This is a genomic window from Ochrobactrum sp. C6C9, from assembly GCF_022627935.1.
Classification (GTDB): Bacteria; Pseudomonadota; Alphaproteobacteria; order Rhizobiales; family Rhizobiaceae; genus Brucella; species Brucella teleogrylli.
This window is the reverse complement of sequence record NZ_JABXGB010000008.1, coordinates 96,878-122,315: the sequence shown is the minus strand read 5'-3', so window position 1 is coordinate 122,315 and position 25,438 is coordinate 96,878. Positions and strand designations below refer to the sequence as shown.

Below are 25,438 nucleotides of genomic sequence, written 5' to 3'. Positions count from 1 at the left end.
ATCATGGTTGCAACGCGCACATCGCCGGTTTTCAACGCGCTTCGCACTGAGCTTGATGCGCGCGATGCCGATCTGGTGGAAATACCGCTGATCCAGCCTGCCGATCCATTTCTGGATATGGCGGGCGAGGATCTGCGCCGTCGCATTTTCCTCACCGAAAACGAGAATGGCGACAGCCTGTGCCTGCGGCCGGAATTCACCATTCCGGTCTGCCGCAACCATATTGCGCTCAATGCCGCAACGCCGAAGCGTTACGCTTATCTCGGCGAAGTGTTTCGCCAGCGCCGTGACGGCGCGGCTGAGTTTCTTCAGGCAGGCATCGAGGATCTGGGTGCTGCCGATGAAGCGGCTTCGGATGCGCGCTCGATTGCCGATGCGCTGTCCTGTGTGCGTTCCGTTGTCCCTCAAGCCAAGCTCGAAATCGTGCTGGGTGACCAGTCGGTTTTCGCAGGCATGCTGAAAGCGCTTGGTTTGCCGCAGGGCTGGCGCAAGAAGCTGCTGCGTTCCTTCGGTGATGCGCATTCCATGCAACTGGCTCTGGCCGAACTGACGGGCGACAAGCTGCGCGATTCGCTGCCGGAAACGCTGGCCGTTCTCGTTGCAGAAGGTGACGAAACCGGCCTTGCGCGCACGCTGGAAGCAGAAATGCTGGAAGCTGGCATTTCGCCGGGCGCTGGCCGTTCGCCTGCGGAAATCGCCCGCCGCCTGATCGAAAAGGAAGATCTGGCCGCCACGCGGTTCCCCGCTTCGGCGCTCGATCTGCTCAAGCAGTTTCTGGAAACCCATGTCACGCTCGATTCCGCGGCGGTGACATTGCGGGCCTTCGCATCCGAAAATGCGCTCGATCTTGGCGCTGTGCTTCAGAAATTCGAAGCCCGTGCCGAAGCGATTGCCGCGGCTGGCATCAAGACCAGCGATATCGTCTATGACGCGTCGTTCGGGCGTCCGCTCGATTATTATACCGGCCTCGTTTACGAAATCCGCGCCGCGGCCGTAGAAAAGGATGCGGTTCTGGCGGGCGGCGGTCGTTACGACCGGCTTTTGACCATGCTCGGCGCTTCCGAAAACATTCCCGGCGTCGGCTTCTCGATCTGGCTGGACCGGCTGCAAGTGCTGGCGGGAGCAACGAAATGAGCGTCACATTGGCATTGCCGTCCAAGGGGCGGCTGAAGGAACAGACGCTCGCCGTTCTCGAAAAGGCCGGTTACAAGGTGATCCTGCCGGATGACGACCGTAATTATCGTGCGCGCGTCGAAGGCGAAGACGATCTCGATATCCTGTTCCTGTCGGCTTCCGAGATTGCCCGCGAGCTGGGTTATGGCAGCGTTGATATGGGCGTGACAGGCGAAGACCTCGTGCGCGAAACACTGGCCCATGCCGATGAGCGCGTGGCCATCGAGGCGGAACTGGGTTTCGGTCACGCCGATGTTGTTGTCGCCGTGCCCGAAGTCTGGCGCGATGTGACCAGCATGGCCGACCTTGATGACGTGGCTGCCGATTTTCGCCAGCGTCATGGTCGCCGTTTGCGCATCGCCACTAAATATTGGCGTCTGACGCAGCAGTTCTTCTCGCAAAAGCATGGCATTCAGGTCTATCGCATCGTGGAAAGCCTCGGCGCGACCGAAGGCGCTCCGGCGGCAGGGTCCGCCGACATGATTGTCGATATTACGTCCACCGGCTCCACCTTGCGCGCCAATCGTCTCAAGGTGTTGGAAGATGGCATCATCCTGCGCTCGCAGGCCTGCCTCGTCTCGGCGCGCCGCAGCCATGGCAATGCCCGTGTCGCGGAAATTGCCGAGCGTATCCGCAAGGGTCTCGTGGCCTGACGCTTTCGTTATGCTATGACGTTCAATGAAAAGCCGGTCTGAGTTCAGACCGGCTTTTGTGTTTTGGATTAGCGTTTCGGTCTGCTGCCAACGAGGCCATAAAAGGCGATATAGACATAGCAGATGATAGGCATCAGGAAGGCGTAATGAAGGCCGACCGTATCCGCCAGCGCGCCCTGGATCAGCGGAATGATCGCGCCGCCGACAATGGCGAGATTGAGAATTGCTGAACCCTGGCTGGTATGTTTGCCAAGTCCATGCAGCGCCAGGCTGAAGATGGTCGGGAACATGATCGAGTTGAACAGGCCAATGGCCAGAACCGCCCACATGGAGACATTGCCGATTGTCGCGACCGTGAGGAGCAGCAACAGAATGGCCACGACGGCATTAAAGGCCAGCGCCTTGCCGTCATCGATATAGCGCATGGCTGCCGAACCGATGAAGCGGCCAACCATGGCGCCACCCCAGAAATAGGCGACGTGATGCGCAGCTTCGGTTTCGGACAGTCCGACCACGCTCGGGTCACTCAGGAAATTGACGAGGAAGCTGCCGACGCTGACTTCCGCGCCCACATAGACGAAAATGCCGATGGCGCCCAGCACCAGATGCCGGTACTGCCAGGCAGAACCTTCGTCCGCGACCGCGCTTTCTTCCGCTTCCACATCCGGCAGTTTCAGGATGGCGAAGACGATGGCGAGGACGACGAAGGCCAGTGCCAGCAGGAGATAGGGAAATTTGACTGCATCCGCTTCGGACGCGACGGTAGCGTCGGTGGTTGCAGCAGACAGGATCAGCAATGCGCCGAAAAGCGGTGCAATCGTAGTGCCGAGCGAGTTGAACGCCTGTGTCAGCGTCAGGCGGCTGGCGGCTGTTTCCGGCTTGCCGAGGATCGTCACATAGGGGTTTGCCGATACTTGCAGGATCGTCACGCCGGAAGCCAGCACGAAAAGCGCACCGAGAAACAGCCCATAGACCCGGTATGACGCCGCCGGGATGAACAGCGCGCAGCCAATCGCAGCGACCACAAGGCCGACGACGATGGCGCGTTTATAGGAGATGCGTTTGACCAATGCTCCGGCGGGCAGGGATACGATGAAGTATGCGCCGAAGAAGCAGAACTGGATCAGCATCGACTGGGTATAGTTGAGCTGGAAGACGTTCTTCAGATGCGGGATCAGAATGTCGTTGAGGCTGGTGATGAAGCCCCACATGAAGAACAGAACGGTCAGGCTGGTCAGCGCGAAACCGAAATTTCCAACAGGGGTTGAGCCAGTGGGAGACTGACTGCGGGTTGCGGTGGAAACAGACATTTTTCTCTACAATCTATGCTTGGGGAGGAATTTGGGCATGCAATGGATCGTTTGCGGAGCGGTGGTCATTAAATGCTGAAATGGGAGGCTTAATTATCGGGGTGCTCTGCCCGCACAAACTATATCGGAAGAAGATTCTGAAAAGGTTGTTTCGATAAAAATTGCGTGTTCGCGCTGGCGGTGCGAAAGCGGTCGAGAGCAGAACAAAAAAGCCGCGCCCGATGTTTCATGCGGACGCGGCTTTATTCATTTCATGCGCACCGCCCAATAGTATCGAAGGCGGTGCGTTGTGATTCAGGCTTTGATCAGCCGCGCTTGGCGTCGATCGACAGCGAGCCTGCGCCATGCAGAGCGAGCAGGAAGAGACCGCCAGCGATGGCAAGGTTCTTCTGCGCCATCAGGGCGTTCATGCCTTGAGAAAAGTCCATGTGCGCAACGAGCGTTGCACCAATGGTGAACAGGCCGACGATGGCGGCTGCGATACGGGTCTGGAAGCCAACGAGAATGGCGATGCCGCCCACGAACTCAACGAGGCCGACGACCACAGCCGTAACCGTTGGAAGCGGGAGGCCGATGCTGGAGAAATAACCAGCCGTGCCGGAAATAGCCGTCAGCTTGCCGAAACCGGCAATGATGAAGAGGATCGAAAGAAACACGCGGGCGATGAGTGTTACAGCGCCGTTGGACTGTGGGGTAATCGAGGACATGGGGGAGCTATCTCCTGTTGAACTAAGCCACCAATTATCGACTAACTACTGTCAAGAAAAGACGTATAATTCTCGACAGTTCGTTCACTGCATGTAGACGATCATTTGCCCCTGATTATTCAGGCGCAATCATGCGCTCCGCCCGGACGAGCCGGTCGTAGTCTTCGGCGCTCACAAGCCCACTCGCCAGCGCTTCCTCGCGCAGGGTCGTGCCGTTCTTGTGTGCGGTTTTGGCGATCTTCGCTGCACCGTCATAGCCGATGGCGGGCGCCAGCGCGGTCACCAGCATCAGCGACCGGTCCAGCAATTCCTTGATGCGGGTTTCATTGGCTTCGATGCCGTCCACGCAATGATCGGCGAAAGAGACCATCGCATCGCTGAGCAGGCGGATCGATTGCAGGACGTTATAGGCGATGACCGGCTTGAAGACGTTCAGTTCGAAATGGCCCTGGCTCGCGGCGACAGTCACGGCGGTCTGGTTGCCAAAGACCTGCGTTGCCACCATGGTCATGGCCTCCGCCTGTGTCGGGTTCACCTTGCCGGGCATGATGGACGAGCCCGGCTCGTTTTCCGGCAAGGACAATTCGCCAAGGCCGGAGCGCGGGCCGGAACCCAGGAAGCGGATATCATTGGCGATCTTGAACAGATCAGCCGCCAGCGCGTTCAGGCTGCCATGGAAGTTGAGAACCGCGCCATGGCTCGCCAGCGCTTCAAACTTGTTCGGCGCGGTCTTGAAGGAGAGGCCGGTGATTTCGCTGACCGCATCGGCAAAACCGGTGTCGAAGCCAATCGGCGCATTGAGACCGGTGCCCACCGCCGTACCGCCCTGCGCAAGCAGGAAAACATCGGCCAGCGATTGCTCGATACGATGACGCGCATATTCAAGCGCTGCGCGATAGCCGGAAAATTCCTGCCCAAGCGTGACGGGCGTTGCATCCTGCGTATGGGTGCGTCCGATTTTGATGATGTCCCGGAAGGCGTCTTCCTTGACCTTGAGCGCCTTGGTCAGATGCTCCAGCGCCGGGTAAAGGCGATTGACGGCTTCAACCGCCGTGGCGATGTGGATCGCTGTCGGGAAGCTGTCATTGGACGACTGGCTCATATTGACGTGGTCGTTCGGATGAACCGGCTTCTTGGAACCTTTTTCGCCGCCAAGCAGTTCGATGGCGCGATTGGAGATCACTTCATTGGCGTTCATGTTCGACTGCGTGCCGGAACCGGTCTGCCAGACGACGAGCGGAAAATGATCGTCAAGCTTGCCTTCAATCACTTCGGAAGCTGCAACCGCGATGACCTGACCGAGAACCGGATCAAGCTTGCCGAGCGCAATATTGGTTTCCGCTGCGGCGCGTTTCACAACGCCCAGAGCATGGACGAGCGGCAGGGGCATGCGCTCGCCGCCGATCTTGAAATTCTGCAAGGAGCGCTGCGTCTGCGCGCCCCAATAGCGGTCGGCGGGAACATCGATCGGTCCGAAAGTATCTGTTTCGGTACGCGTGGCGGTCATTTCATGTCTCCGGCTAGCTTTCAGCCCGCAACCGGGCGTCATGGCAATGAATATAGCACTACCGAGGGATTGGTAGCTCCGTATTTCCCTTACGTCGCTATTTGACAAAATATGATTATGAAATTCAACTTTATTTGAGCGGAAAATTTCCGCGTTCTTCAGTTGTCTTCATTATCGTCGTCGCCGCCCTCGGTTTCGGAGATCCACGCGGTCGGTTCGATCTTGCGCTGGGTCTTGCTGTCCGTGAAGGTCCACCAGCCGGTGTCGGTCTCGTCCCACTGCCCCCCGCCAGCGTTCAATTGCGCCAGCGAACGATATTGCGCGATGGATTCATTGCGCTGGTCGTCTTCGTCGGTCCAGACGACCGTAATCTTGCGACCATCCTTGGGTGCAGTGTCGATAGGCAATTCTTTGCGCATGAGATTTTCCGTCCTCTTTCCGTTGCGATAACGATAGGGCAAAATCGGCGGGAGGCAAGTTGAAGCGCGTCGGGCAAGAGCACGGACGGGCCTGCATTCGCAAATACGCACAATAATGTGGTCGCCGGAAATTTTTGAAAGAAGCGTATGAAAGTGGAAAGGCAGGCCGAAGCCTGCCTTTCCTGTCGCCTGAGACAGGACTTCCGGGGTGCGGGGGCAAACTGGAAGTCCATCTCATTTCAACCGGATTGACCACGAATGGTTGCCTCAAGTCAATGAGAACTTTCTAAAATAGAATTTTATCTTGGGCAAAGGGGGCGAAGGGTAAATTTTTTATAAATCACAGATGGTTACGCTGCGTAACAGAAAGGCGCTCAGTGGTCGCGATCCCGCATCGGAGCGGGTGCATAATTGGGCGTTGCATCAGTCCTTTAGGCATAAAAAAACCTCCGGTCGAAACCGGAGGTTCTCTTTAAAGTAGTGCTTTATGGATTTCTTAGAAATCCATACCACCCATGCCGCCCATGCCGCCAGGCATGCCAGCCGGAGCTGCATCCTTCTTCGGCAGTTCAGCGATCATGGCTTCCGTGGTGATCAGCAGGCCAGCAACCGAAGCTGCATTCTGCAGAGCCGTACGGACAACCTTGACCGGGTCAACGATGCCGAGAGCGATCAGATCGCCATATTCGCCGTTGGCAGTGTTGTAGCCAAAGGTGTCGGAGCCGTTTTCGAGGATCTTGCCGACGATGACCGAAGCTTCTTCACCAGCGTTGGTCGTGATCTGACGGGCCGGAGCCTGGATCGCACGACGAACGATGTTGATGCCAGCTTCCTGGTCAGCATTGATGCCCTTGGCCTTGATCTGAACCGAAGCGCGGAGCAGAGCGGTGCCGCCGCCAGCAACGATACCTTCTTCAACCGCAGCGCGGGTTGCGTTCAGGGCGTCGTCAACGCGGTCCTTCTTTTCCTTCACTTCAACTTCCGTTGCACCGCCGACGCGGATGACGGCAACGCCGCCAGCGAGCTTGGCAAGGCGTTCCTGAAGCTTTTCACGGTCGTAGTCCGAAGAGGTTTCGTCGATCTGCTGCTTGATCTGGCCAACGCGCGCATCGATTTCGGCCTTCTGGCCTGCACCGTCAACGATCGTGGTGTTTTCCTTGGAGATCGACACCTTCTTGGCGCGGCCGAGCATGTCGAGCGTAACGCTTTCGAGCTTGATGCCGAGATCTTCGGAGATAACCTGACCACCGGTGAGGATCGCGATGTCTTCGAGCATGGCCTTGCGGCGGTCGCCGAAGCCAGGAGCCTTGACAGCAGCAATCTTCAGGCCGCCACGCAGCTTGTTGACGACGAGGGTAGCAAGAGCTTCGCCTTCAACGTCTTCGGCGATGATGAGGAGCGGCTTGGAGGTCTGAACGACAGCTTCGAGAACCGGCAGAAGAGCCTGGAGGTTCGAGAGCTTCTTTTCGTGCAGAAGGATGTAGGCGTCTTCGAGGTCAGCAACCATCTTTTCAGGGTTGGTGACGAAGTACGGCGACAGGTAGCCGCGGTCGAACTGCATGCCTTCAACGACTTCGAGTTCGGTTTCAGCGGTCTTGGCTTCTTCAACCGTGATGACGCCTTCGTTGCCGACTTTCTGCATCGCTTCAGCGATCATCTTGCCGATTTCGGCTTCGCCGTTAGCGGAGATCGTGCCAACCTGTGCAACTTCTTCCGAGGTGTTGATCTTCTTGGCCTTGCCGAGAAGGTTTGCAACAACTTCCGAAACTGCGAGGTCGATACCGCGCTTCAGGTCCATCGGGTTCATGCCAGCGGCAACAGCCTTGGCGCCTTCCTGAACGATAGCCTGACCGAGAACGGTCGCGGTGGTGGTGCCGTCACCGGCAGTGTCGTTGGTCTTGGAAGCCACTTCGCGCAGCATCTGTGCGCCCATGTTTTCGAACTTGTCTTCCAGTTCGACTTCCTTGGCGACCGAAACGCCGTCCTTGGTGATGCGCGGAGCGCCGAAGGACTTGTCGATCACGACGTTGCGGCCTTTCGGGCCGAGCGTGACCTTAACAGCGTCAGCGAGGATATCGACGCCGCGCAGCATCTTTTCGCGCGCAGTGCGACCGAATTTTACGTCTTTTGCAGCCATTTTACTCTCCTGGGAATATCCCGGTCAGGTATGGTGAATTGGTTTTGAGGCAGGAGCGAAACCGCTCTGTCTCTTTGTTTTTAAGCATTATCCTACGCAAAACCGCTTCGCACTTTTGCTGGAAATGCTCCGGGCTAAATGAATTAGCCGACGATACCCAAAATGTCGGATTCCTTCATGATCAGCAGGTCTTCGCCGCCAATCTTGACTTCCGTGCCCGACCACTTGCCGAACAGAACGCGGTCGCCAGCCTTGACGTCCAGCGGAACGAGCTTGCCAGCTTCGTCACGAGCGCCGGCGCCAGCAGCGACGACTTCGCCTTCCTGCGGCTTTTCCTTAGCGGAATCAGGGATAATGATCCCGCCAGCGGTCTTTGCTTCCGATTCAACGCGACGAACGACGACGCGGTCATGAAGCGGGCGGAACTTGATATCAGCCATGGTATAACCCTTGGTGTTATAGACGTTGAACCCTGTTATGCGGATCAAGCCGATCCGCGCTGTTAGCACTCTCTCTTCCAGAGTGCTAACGTGCCTTTGAGATAGAGGCCGTATCTTTTCTTGTCAAGATTGCCTGAAAAATTTGACAGGCGAATGATGGTTAATTTGCACCGTTCGCGAAGGGATCGGGCGGCCCAACATGCGGAGGGCCGGGTGGCCCGCTCCGCATATGGTGGTTCGGTTTGCAGGATCAACCCGCGATGCGCAGGTTTGACAGCTCATCGCCGATCTGACGGAAGGTTTCGGCCAGTTCGCCGCCCGTGGTGTTCCAGAACAGTTTCGCTGGCTTGCCGCCGTCGAGGCGAACACGGGAATCGGACGAGCAGGTTTTTAGAAGCTCCATCTGGGCTTTTTCGTCCGTTTTGCTGCTGTTCAGGTCCACCGCGACGGTCATAATGATGATGTCGGCATTTTTCGCGTTGTTGCAAAGCGTGGCAAAGCGGGCATTCATCGCTTTGGTGTAGACGCCGTTATCTTGTGAAACAGACACGCCGCTTTCCTGAAACAGACGGGTCTGGCTGTAGCCCTTCGTGGTGCGGCTCGTATAGCCATGCGCCGAATAGTAGGACAGATTGCTGGCCTTATCCCTGTTCGATCCTGCTAGCGAATTATAGGTGTAGTAGGTATTAGCGCCGTCGGTGAGCACGATGACGACCTTGTCGTTGCCGCGGTCGGTCGACGGGCGACCCTCCGTAAAGGGTGCACCCTGGACGAGCGTGCGCCAGCCCCAAGCCATGCCTTCGGGCACATTCGTACCGCCATTCGGTTGCATGGCCTTGATGGCCGTCTTGATCGTGGCCTTACCCGCATCGTTGGTGATATCAGTCAGGCGCGTGATGGCTGTGGTAGTACAGCTGTAATTCGGGCCACCGCCATCAGAACGCTTCGACAGCACGTTGTTCAGATAATATTTCTTGAGGTCCTTCTGGCGGGCCGCGCCGCTCAATTTCAAATCGTCCGTCCACCAGCTGTTCAGCGTAAGATTCGTCGGGTTGTTTTTCGAATCGACATCGTAATACTCCGCCGGACCAAACATCGGCACAAACAGGGTTTCCGGTTTGCTCTCGGTTGGGGGTGTCACGTCCAGCGCCAATGCTCCGGGACGCGCCTCGACACATCCCGCCCATGGAATCCAGGAGGCGGACGAACGCTTTGCAAGATCGGCATAGAGCGTGGCGCGGGAAAATGCCTTGTTGTTGTCCGTGCCCCAGCCGCTGCCCGATTTGAAGTAAAGGCCGCTGCCTTTCGGGTTTTCGATGATGCTGCGCGTATTATCGATCTCAACAGGCAGGGTGAAGTTTTCGAGGTTGACCGGGGAGGTCCCGCTTGGGTCCATCCATGTTTCTTTAAGATAGTTCGGCCCGACATTGACCGATCCGGCAAAAGGTACGAGCGAAAACTGTATCGGCTTTTCAACACGCGTAATCAGCGCCGATTGTGCAGCCATGGTGTCGACAAGCTGCGTTGCGGCATCTTTAAGCAACTGCAGACGTTGCTTGTTCGAACCTGCGCCGGTGTCATTCATCGAGCCTGAATTATCGAGCACAAGCGCCACTTCGACGGTGTTCTTCAACCGCACGAAGGAACTCATCGCATATTGCTTGTTGTCCCAATCGTCAGCCGAATTGGTCAGCTGGGCTGCGATGGAACCAAACAGCGATGGATATCGGAAGCTTGCGGTGGCCTCGATCTGCTGGTCATCGTTCGATGTTCGAGGAAAGTTGATGGCAAAGGCGACGCGGTCTGCGGCAAGGGCGGTCAGGTTCACATTGAAGACCTTGCCGCCATAGGCCTGCATGTCGGCCTCGCTCGCGCCGGTCGAAAAGCGCTTGCCGACCGCCAGCGCCGCAGCGTCAAGCGCGGCCTGCACGTTGTTGCGGGTGCGCATGAGATTGGTCGCATCGATCGCGACCATACCGACAAGGAGCAGCGGCACCAGCAATATGGCGGTGATCATCGCGAAATTGCCACGCTCATCCCCGCGAAACCGGTTTGCTCTTTCGGCAAGGCGTCCGAAATTGGCCTTGCGCGCAAAGCCGGTCACACAGGCAGCGCATAGCCGCCTTGCTGGTCCGCTCCAGTTATTCAAATCCACGCCCGCCCGAAAGGTTGTGTTGCTTTTGGTTGAACCGAAAGGTTGTGCGCTGTTCCTAGCAGCATCTCTCTAACAGTCGGTCACGAAGCGCGGTAAATGATCGGTGAATCTGCCAGTAAGCTTATTAAGTCTTTCCTGATGGGGTGTTTAGACGCGGCGCTTTCTCGGCTTATTGGCGGTAAAGCTCGTGACAGTTTTGATCGGCTGCGTTAGATGGAGCCCATGCAGCGCAGATAAGCGGGCAATGCTCGCCTCAGAAATGGAATATCAAGAGGAAGACTATGAAGCAGCTTGAAAGCCTCGATGACCTGGCCGGCCAGTATGACGTGTTCTTCTGCGACGTCTGGGGCGTGGTGCATAATGGCGTTGCTGCACATCCGGCTGCTGTCGATGCGCTGAAGCGCGCCCGCGCCAGAGGCGTCACGGTCATTCTCGTCACCAATTCTCCGCGCCCGCATCCGGGTGTCGAAGCGCAGCTGGAAATGCTGGGCGTGCCTGCGGATACCTATGACCGTGTCGTCACCTCCGGCGACGTGACCCGCGATCTGATCGCCGAAGGTCCGCGCAAAGTTCTGCATATCGGTCGTGAGAACGAATTGTCGATCTATGACGGGCTGGATGTGGAGCTGGTGGAAGAATTCGAGGCCGATGGTGTCGTTTGCACCGGTCTTGCCGATGACGATGTGGAAACGCCTGCCGATTACGCCGATCTGCTGCAGCGTCTGCGTTCGCGCAATCTGCCTTTCATCTGCGCCAATCCCGACATCATGGTTGAGCGCGGTCCGCGTCTTGTCTGGTGTGCGGGCGCTCTTGCGCGCGATTACGGCCAGCTGGGCGGGCGCACGTTGATCGCCGGCAAGCCGCATCGCCCGATCTACGAGGCGGCGCTCCATGCGGCGGAAGAAATTCGCGGCGGCGTCGTCGACAAAAGCCGTATTCTCGGCATTGGCGACGGTGTGCTGACCGATGTGAAGGGCGCTGCCGGTTTCGGTCTCGATGTGCTCTATATTTCGGGCGGCGTACACGCCGCCGATTATGCGGATAACGGGGCTGTCGATCTTGAGAAGATGGAAGCGTTTCTGGAGAAACACGGCCATCGCCCGGTCGCCTCGCTTTATGCACTCGTCTGATCAGCAAGCCCCGATATAAGCCAGTCAAGACTCAGGCACACCATGACGAACTCTGATTTCCAACGCCTTTCGGGAACCGACACCCTGCCGGAGCGCCTGCGCAATTGCGTGGTGGCCATCGGCAATTTCGATGGCGTTCATCGCGGACATCAGGCCGTGCTCGAGCGGGCGCTGGAAATCGCGGCCAAGGAAAATCTGCCTGCGGTCGTGCTGACATTCGAGCCGCATCCGCGCAGCTTCTTCAAACCGGACGAGCCGATCGACCGCCTCACCGATGCGCGTGAAAAGGCATCAATCCTGCGGCATATGGGCTTCCATGCGGTGGTGGAACAGCCTTTTACCGCTGAATTCTCCAGCCAGTCGGCGGAGGATTTCGTGCAGCATATACTGGTCGAAAAGCTTCATGCCAGCCGTGTCGTGACTGGCTATGATTTCCATTTCGGAAAAGGTCGGCGCGGCACGCCGGAATTTCTCCTGCAGGCAGGCGAGGGCGCTGGTTTCCACGTCACGCTGGTCGATGCATTTACCGATGAGGGCGACAATCTCGTTTCGTCCACGCGGGTTCGCAATCTGCTTTGCGACGGCGATGTTGCCGGAGCGGCAGGTTTGCTCGGCTATCGCTATGCCGTTTGTGGCGAAGTCATCCACGGCAAGAAGCTTGGACGCACGCTGGGCTTCCCCACGGCCAATATGCAGGTCAGCGCCCAGACCAGCTTGAAACATGGCATCTATGCCGTCCGCTTCCGCAGGCAGGATGGCAGTCTGCATGACGGCGTCGCCAGTTTTGGTCGCCGCCCGACGGTGGATAGCGACGGTAAACCGCTTCTTGAAACATTCCTGTTCGACTTCTCCGGCGATCTCTACGGCGAAGACGCCTGCGTTTCGTTCTTCGGCTTTTTGCGGGGTGAAGTGAAGTTCGACGGGCTGGACGCGCTGATCGTGCAGATGAAGCGCGATGAAGAAGAGGCCCGCGCCTTGCTGGCCGGCGCGCGCCCGCTTTCAGAGCTGGATCGCGCTCTTTCTTTCAGGTGAATTGTAAAGAGCTATTTTTCCACCTAAGATTTAAGTTAAATTTTACGTATTTCGGTCAGAGAGTGTTAAACACCTTGCGCACTTTCGAGGTGCTGTTTGTCGGAGATTTGTTTTGCGTATTCTCTCACTGGCCCTCGTTGCAGGCACTCTCATTCCCTTCGGTTCCATCGCTTATGCCGCCGATGTGCAGCAGACCGATATCTATGCCGCGGAGACGGTTCAGCCGACCCGCAAGCATTTCTGGTCTGGTGACTGGTATCTCAAGGTCGGCGCCGCCGGGCTGGTTGCGCCCAAGTTTGAAGGCTCGAACAAATATCGCTTTTCCGCGCAGCCGCTGATTTCGCTCGGCCGTCAGGGCGAGTCGACGCGGTTTTCCTCGCGCAACGACAATGTCTCTTTCGCACTGATCGACAACAACCGCATCCGCGCCGGTCTGGCAGGCAAGCTGCTGTTCGAACGCGACGACGACATTCACGGACTGAAAGACACCAAGTTCGGCGGTGAAGTGGGCGGCTTTGCCGAAGTCTATCCGACCGACTGGATGCGCGTGCGCGGCGAGGTGCGCCAGGGCATTCGCGCCCATAAGGGCGTGGTTGCCGACATTTCCGCTGACGCCTTTTATGATGTCACGCCAGTCATCCGCGTTTCTGCGGGTCCGCGCGCGACCTTCGCGTCGAAGGACTATTTCAAGACCTATTACGGCGTCGATGCCGAGGAATCTGCTGCTTCCGGCCTGTCGGAATATAATCCCGGCGGGGGTTTCAAATCGGCCGGTTTCGGCGGCGCCATCAACTGGAAGGCGACCGACAAGATCGATACCAGCCTGTTCGGTGAATATACCCGCCTGCAGGGCCCGGCGAAGGATTCGAGCATCGTCAAGGAGCGCGGCTCGCGCGACCAGTTCATGGTTGGCGTGTCGGCGACCTATCGCTTCGACTTCTCGCTTGACTAAGACCATTCGGCAGCCAATGCCGATGCTACTGTGAAGATATTCAGGGGCAGAGATGCAGTTTTATTGCGTCTTTGTTCCCCTGGCCTCTTTATTCCTGCAAAGCTCATTGCTAAAAGCGTGCCCATGATGACGGATTTTCGGCTTATCATGACGGCCATACGAATTATTGGCCCGGCCTCCCGCTTTGCCTGAATGGCTGTTTTGCCAGGCAATAACTGGTGCGGAGGTCCGGGAACGACCGGCTGTGCTCTTACAGTCCCCCTGTTATCGTTGATCCACATGCCCGCCATTTCTGGCCGAGGCTCCACAGGCGAATACCCATCATGACCGAGACGACCAAGATCGATTACTCAAAAACCCTCAATCTGCCGCAGACAGAATTTCCGATGCGCGCGGGCCTGCCGCAGCGCGAACCGCTGTTCGTCGAGCGCTGGGAGGGGATGAACCTTTACAAGAAGCTGCGCGAGCAGGCGAAAGACCGCCCGCTCTATGTGCTGCACGATGGCCCGCCCTATGCCAACGGCAATATCCATATCGGCCATGCGCTGAACAAGATCCTTAAGGACGTCATCACCCGCTCGTTCCAGATGCGCGGCTTCAACTCGAACTATGTTCCGGGCTGGGATTGCCACGGCTTGCCGATCGAGTGGAAGATCGAGGAAAAATATCGCGCCGAAGGCAAGAACAAGGACGAAGTACCGATCAACGAATTCCGCAGGGAATGCCGGGAATTCGCCGCCAACTGGATCAAGGTCCAGACGGATGAGTTCAAGCGCCTTGCTATCCTCGGAGATTTCGAAAACCCCTATACCACGATGAACTTCCATGCTGAATCGCGTATCGCTGGCGAGCTTCTCAAGTTCGCGGCTTCCGGTCAGCTTTATCGCGGTTCCAAGCCGGTGATGTGGTCGGTTGTCGAACGCACCGCGCTCGCCGAGGCCGAAGTCGAATATCATGATGTCGAGTCGGATATGATCTGGGTCAAGTTCCCGGTCGCTGGTCAGAACGAACTTTCTGGCAGCGATGTGGTGATCTGGACGACCACCCCATGGACCATCCCCGGCAACCGCGCCGTGTCCTATTCGTCGCGTATCGCATACGGGCTTTATGAAGTCACGGAAGCCGAGAATGATTTTGGCCCGCGTCCTGGCGAAAAGCTCATCTTCGCCGACAAGCTGGCCGAAGAAAGCTTCGCCAAGGCAAAGCTTCAGTTCAAGCGCCTGCGCAGTGTTTCGTCCGATGAGCTTGGCAAGGTCGTGCTCGATCATCCGCTGAAGGGCTTTGGCGGCGGCTATGAGTTCGCAGTTCCGATGCTCGACGGTGACCATGTGACCGACGATGCGGGCACGGGCTTCGTCCACACCGCGCCAAGCCATGGCCGCGAAGACTTTGAAGCCTGGATGAACAATGTTCGCGAGCTGGAAGCGCGCGGTATCGATCCGAGCATCCCGTTCCCGGTCGATGATGGCGGCTACTATACCAAGGACGCACCGGGCTTTGGCCCGGACCGTGAAGGCGGCCCCGCGCGCGTCATCGACGACAACGGCAAGAAGGGCGACGCCAACAAGTCGGTGATGGATCAGCTCATTGCTCGTGACAAGCTCTTCGCCCGTGGTCGCCTGAAGCACTCCTATCCGCATTCCTGGCGTTCTAAGAAGCAGGTCATCTTCCGCAACACGCCGCAATGGTTCGTCTATATGGACAAGAACCTTGGCGACGGCACCACACTGCGTTCGCGCGCGCTGAAGGCCATCGACGATACGCGTTTCGTCCCGGCTGCCGGTCAGACGCGCCTGCGTTCGATGATCGAAGGTCGCCCGGACTGGGTGCTTTCGCGTCAGCGCGCTTGGGGCGTGCCGATCTGCGTTTTCGTGGATGAGGAAGGCAACATCCTTCAGGATGATGCGGTCAACAAGCGTGTTCTCGATGCATTTGAAGCGGAAGGTGCCGATGCATGGTTTGCCGAAGGCGCACGCGAGCGTTTCCTCGGCAACCGCGCCGATGAGCCTTGGGTGCAGGTGCGCGACATTCTGGACGTTTGGTTCGATTCCGGTTCGACCCACACCTTCACGCTGGAAGACCGCCCGGACATGAAGTGGCCCGCAGACGTCTATCTCGAAGGCTCGGACCAGCATCGCGGCTGGTTCCATTCGTCGCTTCTCGAAAGCTGCGGCACGCGCGGTCGCGCGCCATATAATGCCGTCGTGACCCATGGCTTCACCATGGACGAGCACGGCAAGAAGATGTCGAAGTCGCTCGGCAATACGGTTACGCCGCAGGACGTCATCAAGGAATCCGGTGCGGATATCCTGCGTCTCTGGGTCATGACGACCGATTATTGGGAAGATCAGCGTCTCGGCAAGAGCATCATCCAGACCAATATCGACGCCTATCGCAAGCTGCGCAACACCATCCGGTGGATGCTGGGCACGCTGGCGCATGATAAAGGCGAAAACGTCGCTTATGCCGATCTGCCGGAACTTGAACGCCTGATGCTGCATCGTCTGACCGAACTGGATGAAGTCGTCCGCTCCGGCTATGATGCGTTCGATTTCAAACGCATTGCGCGCTCGCTGATCGATTTCATGAATGTCGAGCTTTCGGCCTTCTATTTCGATATCCGCAAGGACGCGCTTTACTGCGATGCGCCGTCTAGCGTGCGCCGCAAGGCCGCATTGCAGACCGTGCGCGAAATCTTCGACCGCCTGACGACCTGGCTGGCGCCCATGCTGCCTTTCACCATGGAAGAAGCATGGCTCGACCGTTATCCGCAGTCGGTTTCGGTTCATGCCGAGCAGTTCCGCCCGACGCTGGCCGAATGGCGCGACGACGTGCTGGCTGAAAAGTGGCGCAAGGTGCGCGCGGTTCGCCGCGTCGTGACCGGCGCTCTCGAACTGGAACGCGCCGACAAGCGCATCGGTTCGTCGCTGGAAGCTTCGCCGGTGGTCCATATCTCCGACAAGAGCCTGAGCGATTCGCTCGATGGTCTCGATTTTGCGGAGATCTGCATCACCAGCGGCATCTCGTTCAGCGATGCAGCGGCACCGGAAGGCGCTTTCATGCTTGGCGATGTGAAGGGCGTGGCCGTTGTGCCAGCGCGTGCCGAAGGCGAAAAATGCGCGCGGTCGTGGCGCTACACCACCGATGTGGGTTCCGACCCGGAATTCCCGGAAGTGTCGGCGCGCGATGCCGAGGCACTGCGCGAATTGAAGGCGCTCGGCAAGCTCGACGCCTGATTGCAGAGATCGCAATCCGCTCCGGTTTCATCCGGGGCGGATTGTTTGTTTGCGTGACAGGGGTTGCAGCCTTGCGCGTGAACATGGTGAAATAGCGGTTAATGCCGGATTGCCGCATGGGTTGCTCTCATGTACAAGGCAGTCCTCGGAAAATTTACGATCTGCCTTGGAGTTGCCGGTTTTTTGAGGCAAGGCACGCTGGAGCAAGCCTCGCGAACAAAGAATCGACAGGCGTAAAAGAAGTGGCGCTAATGAAGATTGACGGACGAGTTCTGATACTTATGACGGCTGTAGCGGGTCTTTCGCTGTCAGGCTGCATGTCATCGCCAACCTACGGAACGGACAAGACGTCGGGCGCACAGCTCCTTGACGACGTTTCCAATATGGCGAGCTTCGGTCAGGGCAAGAACAAGAAAGAACGCATCGACTACAAGCCGCGTCCCGATCTTGTACGTCCGGCTCCGGGCGACAAGGGTCAGCTTCCTGCGCCGCAGGACAATGTTGCAAGTGCGGGTGGTGCAAACTGGCCAGAATCGCCGGAACAGCGCCGTAAGCGCCTGCGCGATGAAATCACGGCCAACCGTGACAATCCGAACTTCGTCTCTCCGATCGAAGCTGACGGCCCGGTTGCAAGCAATTTGCAGACGGCGCTGCCGGGCGGCAACAGCCGCCGCGAAGAATATGATTCCCGTTTACCGAACGCCGATCCCAAGAAGATCGCCGCGCTGAAGGCAGAGCGTGCGGCGCAGACGCAGGGGTCGGCTACCAACCGCAAATATCTGAGCGAGCCGCCGCTTGCCTATCGCCAACCGGCGTCCACCGCCGCTACCGGCGAACTGGGTCAGGATGAGGCGCAAAAGGAACGCGAGCGCAAGAAGGCCGCTGGCAAATCCAAGGGCTGGCGCGATTATCTTCCCTGGAACTAATTCCGGAATTATTCTGTAACAGTTTGAGCAGCCATGGCGCGAATATCCGCCGTGGCTGTTTTGTTTAGGACATAATAGAGACATACTCTTTCAAGATGAATAAAGGTATTGTTTCGTAATAAATTTATTTTTTTAATATTGTTCGAGATGACATCTATTTGATTTCAATCAAAGACATCATCGCTGGCATAAGGCACCGTGCCACTTTCAGTTATAGGATACAGTTCAATGGCCAACGCAAACACGATCTGGGACAGCCGCAATGGTTATGGCGTTGTCTCCCGAAGCTTTCACTGGTTGATGGCCCTCTTGTTTCTCTGGCAGTTCATGTCGGCCATTCTGCGCGTCTTCGCCAAGGACAGCGCGATATATAGTTTCTTCTGGTCGATGCATCACCAGCTTGGTTTCGCATTGCTGGTGCTGGTTTTGTTGCGTGGCGTCTGGGGTATTTTGAATCTCGGTCGCCGTCCGCAGACAGACGGTCTTGTGGGCAAGATGGCATCGCTTGGGCATCTGGCGATTTATGGGCTGATGTTTGCCGTCCCGGCGCTCGGCTTGTTGCGTTCTTATGGCAATGGGCATGGCTTTTCGTTTCTCGGTCTGCAAATTTTCGCGGAGACAGGCGTGAAAAATGACGCGTTGACATCTCCGGGCAATGCTTTGCACGGCTTGCTCGGCTGGGTTCTGCTGGCGGTCATCGGCTGCCATGTCTTCATGGCGCTTTTCCACCATTTCGCGCTGCGTGACGACACACTGCGCCATATGACGGGGCATAAGGCTCGCGGCTGATAAGCCCCCGTGCCTTACGGGAATTTGAGGATAAAGAACCCCGGAAGAAGACATAAGGCGGCGCAGAGGCAATAGGTATAGCCAAAGCAATCGCGCCAGATTCTGGCCACTTCGGCTTGATCCTTATGGTCCGGTTCGGACGCCGCCGTTTTTGCGCGAATGCGTGTGATGATCTTTGCAAGACCTGCTGCGACGCCAATGACCAGCAAAGCCCCCGCCAGAAATAGCAGTTCAATAAGATATATGGACCGGGTCACCAGCCCTGTTCCATAGGCCCAGCTGTATATTTGCCTCTGAAAAGATAATGGCCCGAACGCCAGCAGCAGGGAGAAAGCGGCGATACAATAGAGACCAAAGCGTTTGCACCTAATGCTGACGGGCGCTGGTGGCTGGCTTTCAAACTCTGCCAACTGGCGGCGAAAGCTTCGCGCCTGAATCCAGGGCATGTAAAAAATCGCAATGACGCCGACCAGAATATAATTCAGCACATCTTCCGCCGAGATTGCCAGTGCGGGAAAATATCGATTGATAACAATGACCGCGCCCAGCCAGCTGAGAAGCAGGACAGCGATCAGCGGCATGAGAAGCGCAAATACCAGAATATTCTGTCGGCGGCTGATAGTGGGGTCGGACATGCCGGTCAGCGTTTCTCGCGAAAAAAATCCTTGAGGATTTTCTGCGCTTCGCCTTCCGAAAACCCTGCATAGATTTCCGGTACATGATGACAGGTGGGCTGGGTGTAGAAGCGTGGGCCGTGTTCGACGCCGCCGCCTTTGGGGTCGGATGCGCCGTAATAGAGGCGGCGGATGCGCGCAAAGGAAATCGCAGCCGCGCACATGGCGCAGGGTTCCAGCGTCACGTAGAGGTCGCAATCGACAAGCCGCTCCGATTGCAGGGCCCTACCGGCCTGACGAATGACCAGCACTTCGGCATGGGCGGTCACGTCGTTCAGCTCCCGCGTGCGGTTTCCCGCGCGGGCGATGATCTGCCCTTCATGAACAACAACAGCGCCAATCGGCACTTCGCCGCGCGCGCCTGCAGCACGTGCTTCATCCAGCGCGGCGCCCATCGGTGTTGCCATGTCGGTAACGGTTGCGGGTGCCCGCTCTTTCATGCGCACTCCATTTCGTGCATTGATCGGGAAATTTCGCTCGCAAGCACTGGAGCGATTTGTTACTGCATAATTCTCGAAATCGAAACCGATTTGCGAACAGATTTATACGGCGTTTTCGTTCCAGACATTCCTTTGCCTGCTTTCGACGGTGCAAGGTGATACGGAAACGCTGCTGAGAGGCCAATACCAGATGACTAAAGACGACGATAACAAGGGCGGCAAGCCGCCTCATGGCCGTAGTGGACGCCCCGAGGGTCGTTCGGGCGGACGCCCGGCTGGACGCGGCGGCGACCGCCCCGGTCGTGACAGCCGACCGCGCCGCGATGAAGGCGACCGGGATGACGCGCGCCGCGCCGGTCCGCGCCGGGGTGCCCCGCGCGATGTGGAAACCGAAGAAGATACCAGCGAACGCATCGCCAAGCGTCTGGCGCGTGTTGGCATCGCTTCGCGCCGCGAAGCCGAAACGATGATCGCCGCCGGGCGGATCGCGGTCAACGGCAAGGTGCTGGACAGTCCTGCGGTCAATGTGAAGCGCACCGACGTGATCACGGTTGACGGCAAGCCGCTGAAACAGGCCGAGCGCACCCGCCTGTGGCTCTACCACAAGCCTGCGGGTCTCGTGACCACCAATCGCGATCCGGAAGGTCGCCCGACCGTGTTCGACGCACTGCCAGCTGAAATGCCGCGCGTGCTGTCGGTTGGCCGTCTCGACATCAACACTGAAGGGCTTCTGCTGCTCACCAATGATGGCGGGTTGTCGCGGGTTCTGGAATTGCCGTCTACCGGCTGGCTGCGCCGCTATCGCGTGCGCGCCCATGGCAAGGTCACGCAGCCGCAGCTCGATGAATTGAAGAACGGTATCGCTGTCGATGGCGTGTTCTATGGCAGCATCGAAGCCGAGCTTGAGCGTGTTCAGGGCGCGAATGTCTGGATCAATATTGGTCTGCGCGAAGGCAAGAACCGGGAAGTGAAGAACATTCTGGGCGCGCTTGGTCTGACGGTCGGTCGCCTGATCCGCGTGTCCTTCGGCCCGTTCCAGCTTGGCGATCTTGAAGAAGGCGCTGTGCGCGAAATCAAGGGCCGCACGCTGCGCGACCAGCTGGGCGACAAGCTGGTTGAAGATTCCGGTGCCGATTTCGACGCGCCCATCTTCAACGAGTTCTCCAATGCCGCTGTGCAGGGCCGCACCCGTCGCGAGATGGAAGAAGCTCAACCGGAACAGGAAGGCGAAACCCGTCGCGCGCCGCGTGAGCGCGAATGGATTTCCAGCCGCCCGGAACGCCGTCGTGGACGCGAAGACAAGACAGAAAAGGTCGAGCCGCGCCGTCGCGGCAATGCCAATGTGTGGATGGCGCCCGGCGCACGTCCAAAGGGCGAGAAGGCCGCTACCAAGCCTGCTCGCGTCGAACATCAGATGCCGCATCGCGGCGCGAAGTTCAGCGGCGACATGCAGGTGCGTCCGCGCCGTTCGGACGATGCGGAGCAAGGTCGCGAAGAGGGCGGCGAACGCCGTTACAACAAGCGTCCGGAAGGCCAGCGTTCAAGCGGTCCGCGCGCTGGCGGCAAGCCGGGAGCGGAAGGTCGCTCTTACGGCCCTCGCGCCGAAGGCTCTCGTTTTGAAGGTGGTCGTTCGGAAACGCGCGAAAAGCGCGAGGATGGGCACAAGGAGCGTCGCCCCGGCAAGCGTGAGCGCGCCGAACTGCGCGATGCAGCTTCCGGCGAGCGCTCGCAGGGCGGTTTTGAGGGTCGCAAGACGTTCAAGTCTGACAAGCCATATAAGTCCGACAAGCCGGGCGGTGCGCGCGGCGAGGGCCGTTTCGGCGGTTCCGATCGCGACACGCGTTCAGGCGCGCGCAGCGGTGGCGCTCCACGCGGTTTCAGCGACGGCCCGCGTCGCGGTCCTGAAGGTGGAAAGCCAGCTGGCAAATCGGGCGGCAAGCCTGGTGGACGCCCGGGTGGAAAGCCGACCGGTGGCAAGCCCACCGGCGGAAAACCAGGCGGCGGTGGCAGATCGGGAGGCGGCGGTGCGGATCGTCGGCGGTAAGTTTCGCGGTCGCCCGCTGGTAACACCGTCCACCAACGCCATTCGCCCCACTACGGACCGCACGCGCGAGAGCCTGTTCAATGTTCTCGCGCACAGCTTTCCCGACAAGGTGGAAGGCGCGCGTGTGCTTGATCTCTTCGCAGGCACCGGCGCGCTTGGTCTTGAAGCCCTTTCGCGCGGCGCGCGATACGCGACCTTCGTGGAGGAATCCGCGGAGGGCCGGGGGCTGTTGCGCCAAAATGTCGAGGCGCTCGGCTTGCAGGGCCACACGAAGATTCTCCGCCGTGACGCCTGCCAGCTTGGCATTGTCGGCACGATGGAACCGTTCGATCTGATCTTCGCAGATCCACCCTATGGGCGGCGCATGGGCGAAAAAGCATTTTTATCGGCACTTCAGGGCGGCTGGCTTAATCCTGACGCACTTTTGGTGCTTGAAGAGGCTGCCGAAGCTTCGCTCGAGCTTGACGAACAATTTGTTGTGCTTGACGAGCGGAACTATGGCGGCACAATCATTCGGCTCATCCAAATCAAAGCCGATTGAGATGATTTGCAGCGGTGTTTGCCGTCGCGTTCTTTTTGTGCGGCGACGGTGTCGCCGATATTGATTTGAAGCATGCCGCCCGGAAAGGCCGGGCGGAAATGAAACCGATTGGAGATGTCGCTTGGTGAATAACACCTCCCTCCGACGCCTGTTTTTATCGACCGCTCTTGGTTTCGCGCTGGCTTTGCCGCTCGCAACCGGCTCCGTTGAAGCTCAAAATCAACCCCCTGCCCAAACCGATGCCGCCGAGCCAGCGCCCGCGCCACAGGCGCAAGGCGATCAGGCTGATCAGGCGGCTCTGCCCGAAATCACCCAGTCGGATGGCGTCAGCAATTTCACCTTGCCCAATGGCCTGAAAGTCGTGGTCATTCCCGATCATCGCGCGCCGGTGGTGACGCAGATGATCTGGTATCATGTGGGCTCGGCAGACGAAGTGCCGGGCGTTTCCGGCATTGCGCATTTTCTCGAACATCTGATGTTCAAGGGTACGAAAACCCATCCGGCAGGGGAATTTTCGGCCAAGGTCGCGTCGATCGGCGGCGAAGAAAACGCGTTCACCTCCTATGATTACACAGCCTATTATCAGCGGGTTTCGCCGGAAGCGCTGGAAATGATCATGGATTTCGAGTCGGACCGGATGGAAAATCTGGTGCTGAACGATGAAGCCGTGACGACCGAGCGCGAAGTCATTCTGGAAGAACGCCGCATGCGCGTCGATTCCACCCCGGCGGCCATGCTCAATGAAAACACCGATGCGGTGCTGTTCTATAACCACCCCTACCGCAAGCCGGTGATCGGCTGGCGGCAGGAAATGGAAAAGCTGAGCCTCAAGAACGCCATCGATTTCTATCAGCAATATTACACGCCGAACAATGCCACGCTGGTCATCGCCGGTGACGTGACGCCGGAACGCGTGCGTGAATTGACGCTCAAGACCTGGGCCCGCGTACCGAAGCGCGCTGAAGTTCTGCCGCGCGACCGCCCGCAGGAGCCTGAAAAACATGCCGCACGCGTGGTGACGCTGCATGATGCGCGCATTAGCACGCCTTCCTTCCGCATGTCATGGCTGGTTCCGTCCTATGCCAACGAAAAGCGCTTTCCCGGTGTGAAGCCAGGTGATGCGCCGGCGCTCGATCTCTTGAGCGAAATTCTCGGCGGCTCGACCCGTTCGCGCCTTTATCAGACGCTGATCGTCAAAAACGGCATCGCGGCCAACACGGGCGCAGCCTATGGCGGTGATGCGCTGGATGACGGCACGTTCTCGGTCTATGGCTCACCGCGCGACGGCGCAACGCTGGGCGATGTCGAGAAGGCGGTGGAAGCCGAGCTTGCGCGCATCGTCAAGGACGGCGTGACCCAGACCGAACTGGATCAGGCACGCAATCGCTTCCTGAAGGCGGTTATTTTCGCGCGTGACAGTCAGGCCGGTATGGCGCGGATTTATGGTTCGACGCTTTCTGTTGGCCAGTCCGTGGAAGATATCCAGAAATGGCCAGACCTTATCAAATCCGTGACGGTGGATCAGATTCGTGATGTGGCCGAGCGGTATCTCGTCAAGGACCAGTCGGTGACCAGCTACCTCCTGCCACCCGATGCCGAACCGGAAAATGCCCGTGAGAACCCCAACGCGCCCGCAAGCGGTGCCAGCGGCAATGGTGCAGAGGGAGCGATCCAGTGAAGACCATAATCATGCTGAACTTCAAACGCGTCTTTGCTTCTCGCGCTCGCTCGTTCGCAAGCGTTCTGGTCGCATCCATGACGCTTCTCGTGATTTGCGCATTGCCTGCGCGCGCCATCGAAATTCAGGAAGTTGTCTCGCCGAAGGGCATTCATGCCTGGCTGGTGGAGGACAGTTCGGTGCCACTGGTATCCATGCGCTTCTCGTTCAAGGGCGGCACGTCGCAGGACCCCGCAGGCAAGGAAGGCCTCGCCAATCTGATGACTGGCCTGTTCGATGAAGGCGCTGGCGATCTCGATTCCGATGCGTTTCAGGAACGGATCGATAATCTGGGCGCCGAAATGAGCTTCACCGCCACGCAGGACGCCGTTTCCGGCGGCGTTCGCATGCTGGCGGAAAATCGCGATGCGGTGATGGACCTCGTGGCGCTGGCGGTCAACAAGCCGCGCTTCGACCAGCCCGCCATTGATCGCATTCGCAGTCAGGTCGTGGCCAGCATCGAGGCTTCACAGCGCAGCCCCGGCACCATTGCCGCTCGCCGTTTCGCGGAAGTGCTTTATGGCAACCATCCCTATGCGCGTCCCGACGAAGGTACGGCGAAATCGCTCCAGACGATCACCCGCGACGATCTGGTGACGTTCCATCGCAAGAATTTCGCCCGCGACCGGCTGACCATCGGTGTGGTCGGCGCGATCAATGCCAAGGACCTTGGCGTGATGCTCGACAAGGTGTTCGGCGATCTGCCCGCAGCGGCTGAGCTTGTGCCGGTGCCTGACGTCAAGCTGGCGCTCGGCACCACTACCAGCCTCTCCTTCGATGTGCCGCAGACGTCGATCCGGTTTGTCTATCCGGCAATCCCGCGCAAAGACCCGGACTTCTTCGCGGCCTATCTGATGAACCACATTCTGGGCGGCGGCTTCACCTCGCGGCTTTATGCCGAAGTGCGAGAAAAGCGCGGTCTCGCCTATTCGGTTTCGTCGCAGCTGGTGTTGCATGACCATGTCACGGCCTTGGTGATCTCCACCGCGACACGCCCGGAAAAGGCACAGGATTCGCTCAAGATCATTCGCGAGCAGGTGGCAGCCATGGCGAGCGACGGTCCGACGGAAGCCGAACTTGCCGCCGCGAAAAGCTTCCTCAAGGGGTCTTACGCGGTGAACAATCTTGATTCTTCGGGCGCGATTGCCGAAACACTGGTCAGCTTGCAGGATGCGGGACTACCGCGCGATTATATCGACAAGCGCTCGGCGCTTATCGAGGCGGTGACGCTCGATCAGATCAAGGCTATTGCCAAGAAGCTGCTCGATGCCGAACCGGCGATATTGATTTACGGACCCGCTAAGAGTTGAGGCTCTGCGATATTCGGGCAATGGCGGCCTGCAAATGGCGTGGTTTGAGTTTATGCGCATGATCTCATCCGAAAAGTCTGCAACTTTTCGGGATCATACGACTTCCGGTGCTCATGTACTTTAAGTACACTCCGCTCCGGTTCTCA

General features: G+C 58.4%; 21 protein-coding genes. 12 read left to right on the top strand and 9 right to left on the bottom strand.

Going from position 1 to position 25,438, the window contains the following annotated elements; translation table 11 throughout:
* Positions 1–3: 3 nt before the first annotated feature.
* Complete coding sequence (locus tag HWD97_RS08645) at positions 4–1,134, top strand: ATP phosphoribosyltransferase regulatory subunit (RefSeq protein WP_109368037.1); 1,131 nt, start codon at positions 4–6, stop codon at positions 1,132–1,134.
* Complete coding sequence (hisG, locus tag HWD97_RS08640) at positions 1,131–1,826, top strand: ATP phosphoribosyltransferase (RefSeq protein WP_109367807.1); 696 nt, start codon at positions 1,131–1,133, stop codon at positions 1,824–1,826. Before HWD97_RS08645 ends, hisG begins: the two co-directional genes overlap by 4 nt.
* A 68-nt stretch (positions 1,827–1,894) precedes the next feature.
* On the opposite strand, the gene HWD97_RS08635 is transcribed toward hisG, so the two are convergent.
* The 7 genes from HWD97_RS08635 to HWD97_RS08605 form a co-directional block, all read right to left on the bottom strand.
* Positions 1,895–3,136, bottom strand: a complete 1,242-nt coding sequence (locus HWD97_RS08635) for a sugar MFS transporter (RefSeq protein ID WP_109367806.1) — start codon at positions 3,134–3,136, stop codon at positions 1,895–1,897.
* Between the two features lie 305 nt (positions 3,137–3,441).
* Positions 3,442–3,843 (bottom strand): DoxX family protein, encoded by a 402-nt coding sequence (locus HWD97_RS08630; RefSeq protein WP_109367805.1) that lies wholly within the window; start codon positions 3,841–3,843, stop codon positions 3,442–3,444.
* Positions 3,844–3,958: 115 nt separating this feature from the next.
* The gene (fumC, locus tag HWD97_RS08625; protein WP_109367804.1) at positions 3,959–5,350 is read right to left on the bottom strand and encodes a class II fumarate hydratase; all 1,392 of its coding nucleotides are present in this window, start codon (positions 5,348–5,350) and stop codon (positions 3,959–3,961) included.
* A 158-nt stretch (positions 5,351–5,508) separates the two neighbouring features.
* Positions 5,509–5,769, bottom strand: a complete 261-nt coding sequence (locus tag HWD97_RS08620) for a hypothetical protein (protein WP_109367803.1) — start codon at positions 5,767–5,769, stop codon at positions 5,509–5,511.
* Between the two features lie 496 nt (positions 5,770–6,265).
* Positions 6,266–7,906 (bottom strand): chaperonin GroEL, encoded by a 1,641-nt coding sequence (groL, locus tag HWD97_RS08615; RefSeq protein WP_109367802.1) that lies wholly within the window; start codon positions 7,904–7,906, stop codon positions 6,266–6,268.
* A gap of 143 nt (positions 7,907–8,049) precedes the next feature.
* A complete protein-coding gene (groES, locus tag HWD97_RS08610; RefSeq protein WP_109368036.1) occupies positions 8,050–8,346 on the bottom strand; it encodes a co-chaperone GroES in 297 nt (98 codons plus the stop codon).
* A 250-nt stretch (positions 8,347–8,596) separates the two neighbouring features.
* Positions 8,597–10,501 carry a pilus assembly protein TadG-related protein gene (locus HWD97_RS08605; protein ID WP_371834942.1) on the bottom strand — a complete coding sequence of 635 codons (1,905 nt, stop codon included), beginning with the start codon at positions 10,499–10,501 and terminating at the stop codon, positions 8,597–8,599.
* 281 nt (positions 10,502–10,782) lie between these two features.
* Between HWD97_RS08605 and HWD97_RS08600 the strand changes: the two genes are divergently transcribed.
* The 6 genes from HWD97_RS08600 to HWD97_RS08575 all read left to right on the top strand — a co-directional run bounded on the left by HWD97_RS08600 (position 10,783) and on the right by HWD97_RS08575 (position 18,566).
* Entirely contained in the window at positions 10,783–11,631 is an 849-nt protein-coding gene (locus HWD97_RS08600; RefSeq protein ID WP_109367801.1) for a TIGR01459 family HAD-type hydrolase, read from the top strand.
* A 42-nt stretch (positions 11,632–11,673) separates the two neighbouring features.
* Positions 11,674–12,663 (top strand): bifunctional riboflavin kinase/FAD synthetase, encoded by a 990-nt coding sequence (locus tag HWD97_RS08595; protein ID WP_109367800.1) that lies wholly within the window; start codon positions 11,674–11,676, stop codon positions 12,661–12,663.
* Between the two features lie 112 nt (positions 12,664–12,775).
* A complete protein-coding gene (locus HWD97_RS08590) occupies positions 12,776–13,615 on the top strand; it encodes a MipA/OmpV family protein (protein ID WP_109367799.1) in 840 nt (279 codons plus the stop codon).
* A 323-nt stretch (positions 13,616–13,938) separates the two neighbouring features.
* Positions 13,939–16,851 carry an isoleucine--tRNA ligase gene (ileS, locus tag HWD97_RS08585; protein ID WP_109367797.1) on the top strand — a complete coding sequence of 971 codons (2,913 nt, stop codon included), beginning with the start codon at positions 13,939–13,941 and terminating at the stop codon, positions 16,849–16,851.
* A gap of 251 nt (positions 16,852–17,102) precedes the next feature.
* Complete coding sequence (locus tag HWD97_RS08580; RefSeq protein ID WP_109367796.1) at positions 17,103–17,777, top strand: hypothetical protein; 675 nt, start codon at positions 17,103–17,105, stop codon at positions 17,775–17,777.
* Between the two features lie 228 nt (positions 17,778–18,005).
* Positions 18,006–18,566, top strand: a complete 561-nt coding sequence (locus HWD97_RS08575) for a cytochrome b (RefSeq protein ID WP_109367795.1) — start codon at positions 18,006–18,008, stop codon at positions 18,564–18,566.
* 14 nt (positions 18,567–18,580) lie between these two features.
* On the opposite strand, the gene HWD97_RS08570 is transcribed toward HWD97_RS08575, so the two are convergent.
* Together HWD97_RS08570 and HWD97_RS08565 are read right to left on the bottom strand one after the other, a co-directional pair.
* Complete coding sequence (locus HWD97_RS08570) at positions 18,581–19,147, bottom strand: hypothetical protein (protein ID WP_124915960.1); 567 nt, start codon at positions 19,145–19,147, stop codon at positions 18,581–18,583.
* A gap of 59 nt (positions 19,148–19,206) precedes the next feature.
* Positions 19,207–19,680 carry a nucleoside deaminase gene (locus HWD97_RS08565; RefSeq protein ID WP_109367793.1) on the bottom strand — a complete coding sequence of 158 codons (474 nt, stop codon included), beginning with the start codon at positions 19,678–19,680 and terminating at the stop codon, positions 19,207–19,209.
* 190 nt (positions 19,681–19,870) lie between these two features.
* On the opposite strand from HWD97_RS08565, the gene HWD97_RS08560 reads away from it, so the two are divergent.
* The 4 genes from HWD97_RS08560 (at position 19,871) to HWD97_RS08545 (ending at position 25,292) form a co-directional block, all read left to right on the top strand.
* Positions 19,871–21,724, top strand: coding sequence for a pseudouridine synthase (locus tag HWD97_RS08560; protein WP_109367792.1), 1,854 nt, complete (start codon positions 19,871–19,873; stop codon positions 21,722–21,724).
* Complete coding sequence (gene rsmD, locus HWD97_RS08555; RefSeq protein ID WP_109368034.1) at positions 21,705–22,265, top strand: 16S rRNA (guanine(966)-N(2))-methyltransferase RsmD; 561 nt, start codon at positions 21,705–21,707, stop codon at positions 22,263–22,265. The genes HWD97_RS08560 and rsmD overlap by 20 nt, the downstream gene beginning before the upstream one ends.
* Before the next feature lie 124 nt (positions 22,266–22,389).
* Positions 22,390–23,943 (top strand): pitrilysin family protein, encoded by a 1,554-nt coding sequence (locus HWD97_RS08550; RefSeq protein ID WP_109368033.1) that lies wholly within the window; start codon positions 22,390–22,392, stop codon positions 23,941–23,943.
* 11 nt (positions 23,944–23,954) lie between these two features.
* Positions 23,955–25,292: a pitrilysin family protein gene (locus tag HWD97_RS08545; RefSeq protein ID WP_171318674.1), complete on the top strand. Its 1,338-nt coding sequence runs from the start codon at positions 23,955–23,957 to the stop codon at positions 25,290–25,292.
* Positions 25,293–25,438: the final 146 nt, after the last annotated feature.